Below are 11775 nucleotides of genomic sequence, written 5' to 3'. Positions count from 1 at the left end.
CTCAGGCGGTGGGGACCCGGTCGCGGAAGGTGGTGCGGTAGCCCTGCGGGGTGGTGCCGAGCCGGCGGGCGAAGTGGTGGCGCAGGGCGGCGGCGTCGGGGAAACCCGAGCGGCCGGCGACGCTCTCCACGCTGAGCCGGGTCTCCTCCAGCAGCCGGCGGGCCAGCAGCACCCGCTGGTTGGTGAGCCAGTCGTGCGGGGTGGTGCCGGTCTCGGCCCGGAACCGGCGGGCGAAGGTCCGCGGTGACATGCCGGCGCGGGCGGCCAGCTCGTCCACGGTGGTCGGCCGGTCCAGGTGCCCCACCAGCCAGCTCAGCACCGGTTCGAGGGTGGGGGCGTCGGGGGTGGCCGGGATCGGCGCCTCGACGTACTGGGACTGGCCGCCGTCGCGGTGCGGCGGGACCACCATCCGCCGGGCGAGCCGGGTGGCGGTGCCCGAACCGTGTTCCTGGCGTACCAGGTGCAGGCAGGCGTCGATGCCGGCGGCGGTGCCGGCGCTGGTCAGCACCGGCCCGTCGGCCACGTAGAGGCTGTTGCACCGGACCCGGGCCGAGGGGTGGCGGCGTTGCAGCTCGTCGACGTACTTCCAGTGGGTGGTGCACTCCCGGCCGTCGAGCAGGCCGGCCGCACCGAGCACGAACGCCGCGGAGCAGACGCTGAACACGTACGCCCCCCGGTCGGCGGCGCGGCGCAGCGCGGCCAGCACCGCCTCGGGCAGCTCACCGTCGCCGTGGGTGTACGCGGGCACCGCGACCAGGTCGGCGTCGTCGACCGGGGCGAGGTCGGCGTGCGGGGTGAGGCCGAAGCCGGAGGCGGTGCGCACCGGGTCGCCGTCGGCGGTGCAGACCGTGAACCGGTAGCCGGGGAAACCGTCGTCGGTGCGGTCGGTGCCGAAGACCTCGGTGAGCACGCCCAGCTCGAAGACGGCCACCTGGTCCAGTGCGATGACGGCCACCGATCGGATCATGTGACGAGGGTAACCGCAGGAGTGGCAGAAAATCGAGGGGGCATGGCATTACTGCCACTGTCCGGCGCTGGGATGGGGGCGGAAACTGGTAGCAGTCCGGTGCGCGCCGGCGGCGAAAACCACGCAGATCCCCGGAAAGTGAGCGCCGCCATGCAGTTGCTGTTGTTCCTGCTCTTCATCGTCGCGCTGGCCGTCGCCTCGGCTGTCGGCCTGACCGCCGACACCCGTGACTCCGCCGACTGGAAGCCCACCGAGGACGGTCGCCGCTGGCGGTCCCACGCCTGCTGAGGTGGTTGCTCCCGGTGTGCCGGAAAAAACCGTGGCGGGGTCGCGCCGAAAGGTGCGGCCCCGCCGACGCGGGTCGGCCGGCGTACGGCAGGCTAGGAGCATGGCTGACGGCTCCTGGTACGACGCCGACATCGATCACGTGATCATCTCCGAGGCACAGATCCGCGAGAAAACGGCGGAGCTGGCCAAGCAGGTCTCGGCGGACTATGCCGGGGTCACCGACGGGCTCCTGCTCGTCTGCGTACTCAAGGGCGCGGTCATGTTCATGGCCGACTTCGCCAGGGCGTTGGGCCGCCAGGGTCCACCCGTGGAGCTGGACTTCATGGCCATCTCCTCGTACGGCCAGGGCACCACCTCCTCCGGCGTGGTACGCATCCTCAAGGACCTGGACCGGGACATCGCCGGTCGGCACGTGGTGGTGGTCGAGGACATCGTCGACTCCGGCCTGACCCTGTCCTGGCTGCTGCGCTACCTGGAGTCCCGGTCGGCGGCCAGCGTCGAGGTGGTGGCCCTGTTCCGCAAACCGGAGGCGGTGAAGGTCACGGTCCCGGTGAAGTACGTCGGCTTCGACATCCCCACCGAGTTCGTGGTCGGCTACGGCCTGGACTTCGGCGAGCGCTACCGCGAGCTGCCGTACGTCGGTGTGCTCAAGCCCGAGGTCTACGCCCGGGCCTGAACGTCCGCTCGTATCGGTCGTCATCGAGCGGACGTTCAGCGGGCTCCCAGCCAATCCGACTACGGTAGGGACGGGTGGCGTGGGGGCAGCTCCGCGCCCGGCACCCCGACCCGCGTGACCGGGCGGTCGACGGAGCCGGTGCGCAGTTCCCCGCCACGTCGGCTGAGACCCCGGTTCGCCGTCCACGCGGGCGCCGGGCTCGCAGGCTCGCAACTCGGGGTCACGAATGTGCCCGACTGCGGGGCTCGCAAGCTCGCACCTGGCGCGCACGGTGTACCGTCGAATGACCGCGGTGCGGCAGTTCGCGCGCCCCGGGGTCGAGGCCGGCCCGCACGGCGGCTCGACGCCGCCTCCGGCGGCGACACCATTCAGACGGTCAGGACGTCGATCAGGAGGATGCGGGCGCCTCGGCGCTCGACAACAGCATGGAACGTACGCGTTTCTTCCGCCGACCGGTGGTCTGGATCATCCTGGTCATCCTCGGCGCCGTTGTGCTCAGTCAGCTGTTCACCGCTGGTCCCAGCTACCACCGGGTGGACACTTCCGTTGCGCTCGACCAACTGCACACCGCCAAGATCAACAAGGTCGTCTTCCAGGACAAGGAGCAGACGCTCCAGCTCAACCTGGCCGAGAAGACCAAGTTCGGCGACACCACGACCGACCGGATCGAGGCCCAGTTCCCGTACCAGGCCGGCGAGCAGGTCTGGAACGAGGTCCTCGAGGCCAAGGCGGCCAACCGGGTCACCGGCCCGGCCGACGCCAAGGTGTCGTCCGACAGCATCTGGGTGAGCCTGCTGGTCAACCTGCTGCCCATCGCGCTGCTCGTGCTCCTGCTGCTGTTCTTCATGTCGCAGATGCAGGGTGGCGGCTCCCGGGTGCTCAACTTCGGCAAGTCCAAGGCGAAGATGATCACCAAGGACACCCCGAAGACGACCTTCGCGGACGTGGCCGGGGCCGAGGAGGCGGTGGAGGAACTCCACGAGATCAAGGACTTCCTCCAGAACCCCGCGAAATACCAGGCCCTGGGCGCCAAGATCCCGAAGGGCGTACTGCTCTTCGGCCCGCCCGGTACCGGTAAGACGCTGCTGGCCCGCGCCGTCGCCGGCGAGGCCGGGGTGCCGTTCTACTCGATCTCCGGCTCGGACTTCGTGGAGATGTTCGTCGGTGTCGGCGCCAGCCGGGTCCGCGACCTCTTCGAGCAGGCCAAGGCGAACGCCCCGGCGATCGTCTTCGTCGACGAGATCGACGCCGTGGGCCGGCACCGTGGCGCCGGCATGGGCGGCGGCCACGACGAGCGGGAGCAGACCCTCAACCAGCTGCTCGTCGAGATGGACGGCTTCGACACCAAGGGCGGGGTCATCCTGATCGCCGCCACCAACCGGCCGGACATCCTCGACCCGGCGCTGCTGCGTCCGGGCCGGTTCGACCGGCAGATCCCCGTCGACGCCCCCGACATGGAGGGCCGCAAGGCGATCCTGCGGGTGCACGCCAAGGGCAAGCCGTTCACCCCCGACGTCGACCTCGACGCGGTCGCCCGGCGTACCCCCGGCTTCTCCGGGGCCGACCTGGCCAACGTGATCAACGAGTCCGCGCTGCTCACCGCCCGCAAGGAACAGCGGGCGATCAGCAACGACTCGCTGGAGGAGTCGATCGACCGGGTGATCGCCGGGCCGCAGCGCCGGACCCGGGTGATGAGCGACCAGGAAAAGAAGATCACCGCGTACCACGAGGGTGGGCACGCGCTGGTCGCCTGGGCGCTGCCGCACGCCGCGCCGGTGCACAAGGTGACCATCCTGTCCCGGGGGCGTTCGCTGGGGCACACCCTGGTCCTGCCGACCGAGGACAAGTACACCCAGACCCGGGCCGAGATGATCGACACCCTGGCGTACGCGCTGGGCGGTCGGGCCGCCGAGGAACTCGTCTTCCACGAGCCCACCACCGGCGCCGGCAACGACATCGAGAAGGCCACCCAGTTGGCCCGCGCGATGATCACGCAGTACGGCATGAGCTCGAAGCTCGGCGCGATCAAGTACGGCACCAGCGGGGACGAGCCGTTCCTCGGCCGCAACATGGGCCACGAGCGGGACTACTCCGACTCGGTCGCCGCCGAGATCGACGGCGAGATGCGGGCCCTGATCGAACTGGCCCACGACGAGGCCTGGGAGATCCTGGTGGAATACCGGGACGTCCTGGACAGGATGGTCCTGGAGCTGATGGAGAAGGAAACCCTCTCCACCGCCGACATGGCCCGGATCTGCTCGCGGGTGGTCAAGCGCCCGCCGATGGCCCCGTACAACGGCTTCGGCAAGCGCCTGCCCTCCACTGAGCCGCCGGTGCTCACCCCGGCCGAGAAGGAGAAGCTCAAGGCGCAAGCCACCGCGGACGGCATCTCCGTCGGCGGCTCCTCGAACAACTCGGACGGTCTGCACTGAACACCGACGCCGCGGCCAGCCCCGACAACGCGGGGCTGGCCGCCTCGTCCACCGAGCCCGGAGACGAGACACTCGACTACGTCGCCGCCCGCCTGATCAGCGGCAAGCTCAACGGTCGTCCGATCGAGGACACCATGGACCTCGGCCGGATCGAGAAGGCGGTCCGCGAGATCCTCATCGCGGTCGGGGAGGACCCCGACCGCGACGGCCTCCAGCAGACCCCCGCCCGGGTCGCCAGGGCGTACGCCGAACTCTTCGCCGGCCTCCGGGTCGACCCGGCCCAGGTGCTCAGCACCACCTTCGAGGCCAACCACGAGGAGTTGGTGCTCGTCCGGGACATCGACATGATGAGCCTCTGTGAGCACCACCTGCTGCCGTTCCGGGGCAGCGCGCACATCGGCTACATCCCCGGCCCCGACGGTCGCATCACCGGCCTGTCCAAGCTGGCCCGACTGGTCGAGGTCTTCGCCCGGCGTCCGCAGGTGCAGGAGCGGCTCACCTCGCAGATCGCCGACCTGCTGATGAGCCGACTGCAACCGCGCGGCGTCATCGTGATACTCGAATGCGAGCACATGTGCATGGCCATGCGCGGCATCCAGAAGAGCGGCGCCAAGACCATCACCTCGGCCGTGCGCGGCGTGCTCCAGCACGACGCGAAGTCCCGCGCCGAGGCGATGTCACTGATCATCCCCCGCTGAGCCCTGAGCCCTGAGCCCTGAGCCCTGAGCCCTGAGCCCTGAGCCCTGAGCCCTGAGCCCTGAGCTGGCGTGCGGGCCGGGGTCAGCGGTGCGGGCCGGGGCCGGCGGTCAGCCGGCCAGCAGGGCCAGCATGATCCCGGCGGTGGTCACCACTGCCGGCACCAGGCAGGTCAGCAGCCCCAGCCGGGGGGTACGCTCCCACCTCCCGTCCGGTCCTGGAGGGAACAGCCGGCTGATCCCGACCCAGCCGGCCGCGAACGCCGCCGCCGGCATCGGCAGGCCCACCAGCAGCGCCGCCACGCTCACCGGGCCGGAGTCGACCGTCAGGAACAGCACCAACTGCACCACCGGCACGATCAGCGCCAGCGGACCGTACACCAGCAGGTTGCGCCACCGGGGTGGCCAGGCCGCCGGACGCGGCGCACCGCGCGCGGCCAACGCCGCGTCCGCGCCCTCCACCCAGCCCTGGGCCGTACGCAGTCCGGCCAGCACCGCCGCCGGACCGCCCAGCATCACCCTGGTGGCCTCGGTCAGCTCCGGCGGCGTCGGGGCCAACGAGATCGCCGGTACGCCCAACTCGCGCAGCCTCGCCTGCTGCGGCACCAACCGGGCGCGTACCTCGGCCAACTCCGCACGGGCCGCCTCCACGGCGCGGGACTGCGCCGCGGCAGCCGTCGCCGCACCCCGGCGTACCCCGTCGAGCTGGCGGGCGGCGGCCAGATACTCGGTCCACGCTGCGGTCATCGACGGGGCCGGCTCACCGGCGGGCCGCTGCCGGACCGGTGCCACCGTCACCGCGTCATCGATGCTCACGCCCGACGCTCCGCACGACAGGTCACGGCCAGGTCCCCCTCGCGGTCGGTCACCTCAGGTCCCCCTCGCGGTCGCCCAGCTGCGGCCCCCGTGGCGGTCGGTCCCTCGCGGTCAGGCCGCGCCCGGTCAGGCCGTACCCGTTCCCCACGCGGCCGGTCACGAGGTTTCCTCCTCGTCGGCGAACGGCACCAGGACGGTGCCCCGGTCGTCGGCACTGTCCCAGAGAACCACCCGGGCCGGTCGGGGACGCCACTGCACCGGATGGCCGAAGAGCGAAGCGAGCTGCGCACCCGGCACGTCGACGGTGGCGACCGCGGCCAGCTTGCCCACCTCGTCGTCCGGCTCCACCAACCCCGCGAACGGCGGAACCGTCCGCCACCAGCCCAACAGGTGCCGACCCGCCGGTGGGCCCTCCCGCAGCAGCGTGCGCAGCCGCTCCGGCGGCAGCTCCTCCGCATTGGGTACGTCCACCCCGAACACCACGAAATAGGTCGGGCCGGTGCCGGTGGAGGCGGTCAGCAGGCCCGGCCCGTCCACCGTCGACACGCGGTGACACCCACCCAACTCGGCGGCGAGCGCGGCGGCCAGCGGGGCGGACCCCTCGGTCAGCGCGGCGACCACGAACTCCGCGCCGCCCGGCGGGTGGTGCGCGGCGACGCTCCGGGCGGCCGTCGCCAGCAGCGCCGCCGCCGCCAGGCCCGGCCCGAGGACCGCCAGGTTGCGCCCGGCCACCGGACCCAGCGGCACCGCCACGGTCGTCCGTGCCACGTCGACCGCCCGACCCAGCAGCGCCGCCGGGGCACCGGACCGCCCGGCGACGGCGGCCCGCATCCGTGGGTCGTTACCGAGTAACGGCCGGGCCCACCCGGCGAACACCACCGGCGGTACGGCACCCTCCGGCCGCGCTGCGAACAGGCGACGCCGCAGCCCTTCGACCACCTCCGGGGCGTCGTGCGGATCGGGGAACCGGACCAACCGCTCGTGCCCCCGGGTCGCGCCGCGTGGACCACCCAGCCCACCGGCCGTGTTCACCACCGCGCTACCCACCGCCAGACCGGCGGCGGCATCGTTGGTCGGCATCAGCACCGCGCTGCCCCCGGCGAGCGCCACCCGCACCGGGAACTGCCCCAGCACCGAGTCCCGGGGGGCCGACCCCGCACCGACACCCAGGTCACCCGCCCCGGCCAGGACAAGGTGGACGCCGTACCCCCGCCCCGAGCGGGCCAGCCCGTCCAACCGGGCCAGCACCTCGGCAGCCACCGGATCCCGATCCGACAACAGCAGCGGAAAATTGTCGAGGACACAGACGATGCGGGGCAGCACCTGATGGTCACGCAGCTCCGCGAACCGTTGACCACCGGCCCGCGCCGCCGCCTCCTCCCGTCGGTGGATCTCCGCCGCCAACTGGTCGAACAGGTCCCGGACGTACTCCGGGTCGGCGGCCATACCCGCCGCGCGGACCTGCGGCAACCACGACCGGTCCCGTTCGGTCTGGAGGAACTCCACGAACGACTCGCCGTCGCCCAGGTCCACCAGGTACAGCGCCAGTTCGTCCGGGCCGTACCGGGCGGTCAGGCCGAGCAGGGCGGTGGTCAGGAACGCCGACCGACCCGCGTCCGACCGGCCACTGACCAACCAGTGCGGGGTCAACTCGGTGAAGCCCACGGTGACCGGCCGGCCCCCGGCATCCCCGACAGTGGTGGACAGGCCGTCGACCGACGTCGTCGTCCACAACTCGGCATCCCCGGGCGGCAACAACTCGGCCAGACCCAACCGGGAACCCGCCTCCACCTGGTCGGCCAGCCGACGACACACCGCCCCGATCAGCTCCGGACCGGGATCCTCGTCGACGAGGACGGGACAGTTCAGCCCACCCGGTGACTCGGTGCCCGGTCCGCTGAACGGGCTGCCTGGCGGATCACCCACCAGCGTGTACGAGGTGCGTAGCCGCACCGGCGTGGCCTGTGGCAACGGCGGCCGACCCAGTACCGGCCAACCGGCCACCACCAGGTGCAGACCGGCACCCCGGCCGCGCTCGGCCAGCGCCACGATCCGGTCCAGGTCGCTCGACCCGGTCGACTCGGGCAACCCGGCGATCACCAGCAACAGGGTCCGGTCGTGCCGACGGGGACGACCGGCACCCGGAGACACCCACTGCTCTGCCTCGGTCAGCACCGACCGAAGCCCGGCCACGTCCGCCGCCGGAGGCGGCAGCAGACCCGCGTCGACCAGCGCCGCGAACGGGGCGAAGACGCCGTCGCCCCCCAACCCGACACCGTCGCCCCGGCTACCGCCCGGGGCGACGCCCGCGCCGGGTCGGCTGGTGGTGCCGTCGACGCCGCGCACCAGCAGGCAACCTGCGGGGATGGCCGCCAGCACCCGCAGCAGTACGGCCCGCAGCAGGCCGCGCACCCGCAGGTCCCGGGCGTCCGCGTCGAGCGTCAGGTGCCCCGACCCGAACAACGGCACCAGGGCCGGGAAACGGGCATCCTCCAACGGTGCCGCCACCCCGATCCGCACGAAGGGCGGATTTTCCTCACCACACGGGGCGTCCGCCGACAGGGTCTCCAGCGGGACGCCGGCCCACCCCGGTGCGAGCAGGGCGGCGGCGCTGCGCAGCCGGTCCGCCAGTTCGTACTGGCGACGCTGGTCGGCGGGGGCGGGACGGATCTCGTCGAGGACGACGGTGGCCGCGGCGACGGTGGCGGCGGCCCGACGGTGCAGGGCTGCGGCGCGGTTCGTACGAGCCTTCGGACCGGCCACCGCGTCCACCCCTCTTTCCGAGGCGTGTCCACCCCTCCTTCGAGGTTGGATACCCCCGACTGCAGACCGTATCCCAGCCCGGGCCGCTCCCCCGGGATGCACGACGGCGATGCGCCGGGCTTGTCGCGAATGGTGGAGAACTCTCACCTGCCGGGGTCGTCCTGTCACGATCTGCAGCTTCCGGGGCATTGGGTACGAGGCGGCCAGCCGATAGCCTCAGGGGGTGGAATCAGTGCAGCCCCCCGCCGGTTCCCAGGTGTCCCGCGTACCGGCGCAGCGGACCCCACCGGACCAGTCGGCACCCCCTGCGCCGCTGCCGGTGCCGCCGCGTCGGCCTCGCCGGCTCCGGACCGTCCTCACCGTCGTCGGCGGGGTGTTGGCGTTGCTCTGTGTGGGGGCCGGAGTGACCGGCTACGTGCTGTACGAGCGGGCCGCCACCCCCGACCGCAGCGCCCCGGACGTCGTGGTGGACAACTACCTTCGCGAGTTTCTGGTCAATGAGAACGACACCCGCGCAGAACTCCTCGTTTGTGGCAACGCCGATCTCAAGGCGGTCGACGCTCTCCGCAGCGAGTTGCGGCAGCGAGAGCAAAAATTCAACGTAGTGGTAAAGGTAGGTTGGGGGCCGCTGACTAGGGTCAAGACCTCCGAGGGTGAGTCGGTGACGACGACCTTGACCATTGCGGGTTCATCCAACGGGCAGCAGCGGAGCAGTCGCAGGGAAGACTGGACCTTCGACGTCATCGATATCCGAGACGGTTGGCGAGTTTGTGGGGCCCGCAGGGGGATCTGAGACAACTACTCGATCCACAGCAGGTGGACCGGAACCTCAAGGGTGGTGGGCGGTTGTCCGCGCCAGGCCCAGCGGTACCACTCCAGTTCCGGAGTGACCCGCACGCAGATGTCGCCGTCGGCACCCGAATACGACTCGGTCACCGCGCGAAGATCGCGGTGTTCCGTGGAGTCCTCGACGTGCACCACCCGTCGGCCGTTGACCGCATCCGTCTCGAAGACCGGGGTGGGGGCGGGGTGTGTCGGTCCGTCCAGGGAGACCAGACGAATGCCCTGGCCACGACCAGCATCAGTGGTCGATGGGCGGGCCCCGAGGGTCTCCACCCAGACCCGTTCCACGGGGACGAGCGGGGCGAAAACTTCGACCTGGTCGGACTCTGCCCGGTACCACTCGTGTTCGGGAATGATCGGCACGTAGGTGCGGCTGCCCTGCACCACCCGTTCGTCGGCGCGTAGGTCTCCCCGCCACCCGAGGCCCGGAAGCCCGACGAGGACGCGGCGGCCACGAAGCTCGACCCGGCTGGTGGCGGGAACGATCTCTATCGGCCTCGGCGGTAGCGGTGCCCAGTCGGGCTGGCCGGCGAAGGGGTCCGGCAGCGGTCCGCTCATCGTCGCGTCGGTCTCATGCCGAGCCGTTCAGCGGTGCACCACGTTGCCGCATGAACGGCACCGGGTTGATCCCACCGGCGAAGCTACGGTCACTGTCGACGTGCACCTCGAAGTGCAGGTGTGGGCCGGAGGAGTTGCCACTGCTGCCCACCAGGCCGATCACCTCACCGGCCTTGACGAGCTGCCCGGGGGTCACCCGCGGCTTTTCGATCATGTGGCAGTAGCGGCTGACGAAACCACCGGCGTGCAGGATGTCGACGAACCAGCCACACCCCCCCTTTCCGGGGAAGCCGTCGACATTACAGCTGAGATTGCCATCGTGGTCCGGATCGCAGCGGGCAACGAGCACCCGGCCGGTGGCAGCGGCATGGATCTCGGTGCGCTTGCGTGCGCCGATGTCTACGCCGTTGTGTCGCGGTCGACTCGCGGTACGGAAGCCGGAGCCGACCCCGCCCTCGATCGGCGCGGTCCATCCGGAAGCGGCGATGGTCCGCGCGGAGGCCCGGTCACACACCGACCGGTCGGCGATCTGGACCGTCCGGGCGGCCCCACCTGCCAGTGCGTTGACGATCTGACTGGCGACGTCCTCGTGCTTTGCGTACGCGTCGGGGTAGGCGCTGATCTGCACCTTCTGCGCGGCCCGGGTCAGGGGCATCCGCTCCCAACCGTCGAGCTTCAGCAGCTTTTCGTAGAACTTGCGGGCCGCATAGTCGGGGCTCATCCGTTGCGTGACGCTGCCCCAGCCGGCCCGCTGCTGGAACAGGCCGAGGGAGTCGTGGTCAGACCCGACCCCCTCGTTGGGAATGCCACTGGAACCGGCGACGGTGCTGTTGGACAGGTTGCGCAACGCCGATTCCTGCATCGCCGTCGCCACCGCGATCACCCAGCCCCGGGGCGGAACCTTCATCTCCTGACCGACCTTGATGATGACTGCGGCATTACGCATCTGAGTGGCCCCGTACACCGACATCCGGGGCATCTTGCCGGTGACACTGACCCGGTGCTCGTCATCGCACTGCTGCTCGTTCGACACCAGGGTCTCCTGGTCGCCACCGAGATTGGTCAGGAAGAACGCGGCGCTGCCGCCACCACAGCAGAGCAGCGCGAAAACGCCGGTCAGTGCGGCGGCGACGGCACCTACCCGGACCCGGCGGCGTGGGGCTCCGGTCGGTGACAGCTCGGCAGTCATTCCCGCTCCCAGTCCACGGCATCCACCAACCAACGGCCGTCGGGTGCAACCAGTTCCAGCCGCAGCCGTCCGCCCTCCAAGGGAACCAGAACCTCCGCGAAGACCGCCGTCCGGGGACGCAGCGTCGGAGCGCCGGCGATCTTGACAGCAGGCACCCCGGCCGGGTCGGCACCGGTCAACTTCTCGGTGAGTTCCGGCGTCGACATCGGCCGTAGAGCCGCCTGCCACTGCTCGGCAGTGGTGGTGGACCCTCCCAGCCAGGCAGTGGTGAACCGGGTGGCCGTCTGCTCGGGGGTCAACTCACCGGGTCGGGTACGCGGTGACTCCGGGGACGGCGTGGCGATGACCCCGTCGTCACCCTCTTCCGGATCGACGGTGGTGATCGGTTCCCGTGGGCGGCTGCTGAGTCCCGCTCTGAGGTCATCGGGACCGGAGACCAGGCGGGCCGTGCCGATCACCCCGAGCACCAGCACGGCGATCACGAGTGCGATGCCGAGTCGCGACCGGATGAGTCGCGTGAAGAGGAATTCGACTGCTCGCCGCATCGC

General features: G+C 71.1%; 11 protein-coding genes. 5 read left to right on the top strand and 6 right to left on the bottom strand.

All coding sequences use genetic code 11. From position 1 onward, the window contains the following. Position 1: 1 nt before the first annotated feature. Positions 2-967, bottom strand: coding sequence for a GlxA family transcriptional regulator (locus ACQP2H_RS29190; RefSeq protein WP_357536483.1), 966 nt, complete (start codon positions 965-967; stop codon positions 2-4). A 150-nt stretch (positions 968-1117) separates the two neighbouring features. Here ACQP2H_RS29190 and ACQP2H_RS29185 point away from each other — a divergent pair, with 150 nt between their 5' ends. From ACQP2H_RS29185 to folE, 4 genes are all read left to right on the top strand, one after another. After that, positions 1118-1255, top strand: coding sequence for a hypothetical protein (locus tag ACQP2H_RS29185; protein ID WP_363819843.1), 138 nt, complete (start codon positions 1118-1120; stop codon positions 1253-1255). Positions 1256-1355: 100 nt separating this feature from the next. Further along, positions 1356-1931: a hypoxanthine phosphoribosyltransferase gene (hpt, locus tag ACQP2H_RS29180; RefSeq protein ID WP_208567737.1), complete on the top strand. Its 576-nt coding sequence runs from the start codon at positions 1356-1358 to the stop codon at positions 1929-1931. Positions 1932-2356: 425 nt separating this feature from the next. After that, positions 2357-4363, top strand: coding sequence for an ATP-dependent zinc metalloprotease FtsH (ftsH, locus tag ACQP2H_RS29175; RefSeq protein ID WP_219465091.1), 2007 nt, complete (start codon positions 2357-2359; stop codon positions 4361-4363). Positions 4364-4398: 35 nt separating this feature from the next. Beyond that, complete coding sequence (gene folE, locus ACQP2H_RS29170) at positions 4399-5061, top strand: GTP cyclohydrolase I FolE (protein ID WP_219470430.1); 663 nt, start codon at positions 4399-4401, stop codon at positions 5059-5061. Between the two features lie 108 nt (positions 5062-5169). On the opposite strand, the gene ACQP2H_RS29165 is transcribed toward folE, so the two are convergent. Next, entirely contained in the window at positions 5170-5874 is a 705-nt protein-coding gene (locus tag ACQP2H_RS29165; RefSeq protein WP_433229599.1) for a hypothetical protein, read from the bottom strand. Between the two features lie 156 nt (positions 5875-6030). Continuing rightward, entirely contained in the window at positions 6031-8646 is a 2616-nt protein-coding gene (locus tag ACQP2H_RS29160) for an FtsK/SpoIIIE domain-containing protein (protein ID WP_433229596.1), read from the bottom strand. A gap of 223 nt (positions 8647-8869) precedes the next feature. Between ACQP2H_RS29160 and ACQP2H_RS29155 the strand changes: the two genes are divergently transcribed. Next, the gene (locus ACQP2H_RS29155) at positions 8870-9430 is read left to right on the top strand and encodes a hypothetical protein (protein WP_433233719.1); all 561 of its coding nucleotides are present in this window, start codon (positions 8870-8872) and stop codon (positions 9428-9430) included. Positions 9431-9435: 5 nt separating this feature from the next. Here the strand turns inward: ACQP2H_RS29155 and ACQP2H_RS29150 are convergent, their stop codons facing one another. From ACQP2H_RS29150 to ACQP2H_RS29140, 3 genes are read right to left on the bottom strand one after another with little or no spacing between them, the layout of a single operon-like run. Further along, on the bottom strand, positions 9436-10038 hold the full coding sequence (locus tag ACQP2H_RS29150; RefSeq protein WP_357536477.1) for a hypothetical protein: 603 nt from the start codon (positions 10036-10038) through the stop codon (positions 9436-9438). Between the two features lie 13 nt (positions 10039-10051). Beyond that, on the bottom strand, positions 10052-11227 hold the full coding sequence (locus ACQP2H_RS29145) for a M23 family metallopeptidase (protein ID WP_433229593.1): 1176 nt from the start codon (positions 11225-11227) through the stop codon (positions 10052-10054). Next, positions 11224-11772, bottom strand: a complete 549-nt coding sequence (locus ACQP2H_RS29140; RefSeq protein WP_219465088.1) for a hypothetical protein — start codon at positions 11770-11772, stop codon at positions 11224-11226. The genes ACQP2H_RS29145 and ACQP2H_RS29140 overlap by 4 nt, the downstream gene beginning before the upstream one ends. Between the last annotated feature and the right edge of the window lie 3 nt (positions 11773-11775).

The sequence above is a fragment of the Micromonospora sp. CA-248260 genome (assembly GCF_050942205.1).
Lineage (GTDB): Bacteria > Actinomycetota > Actinomycetes > Mycobacteriales > Micromonosporaceae > Micromonospora > Micromonospora antibiotica.
This window is presented reverse-complemented; position numbering and strand designations above follow the sequence as displayed.

Excerpts from the sequence above, each read along its gene's own strand:
- ACQP2H_RS29190 (WP_357536483.1), bottom strand. The coding sequence starts at position 967 with ATGATCCGATCGGTGGCCGTCATCGCACTGGACCAGGTGGCCGTCTTC.
- ACQP2H_RS29185 (WP_363819843.1), top strand. The coding sequence starts at position 1,118 with ATGCAGTTGCTGTTGTTCCTGCTCTTCATCGTCGCGCTGGCCGTCGCC.
- hpt (WP_208567737.1), top strand. The coding sequence starts at position 1,356 with ATGGCTGACGGCTCCTGGTACGACGCCGACATCGATCACGTGATCATC.
- ftsH (WP_219465091.1), top strand. The coding sequence starts at position 2,357 with ATGGAACGTACGCGTTTCTTCCGCCGACCGGTGGTCTGGATCATCCTG.
- ACQP2H_RS29150 (WP_357536477.1), bottom strand. The coding sequence starts at position 10,038 with ATGAGCGGACCGCTGCCGGACCCCTTCGCCGGCCAGCCCGACTGGGCA.
- ACQP2H_RS29145 (WP_433229593.1), bottom strand. The coding sequence starts at position 11,227 with ATGACTGCCGAGCTGTCACCGACCGGAGCCCCACGCCGCCGGGTCCGG.
- ACQP2H_RS29140 (WP_219465088.1), bottom strand. The coding sequence starts at position 11,772 with ATGCGGCGAGCAGTCGAATTCCTCTTCACGCGACTCATCCGGTCGCGA.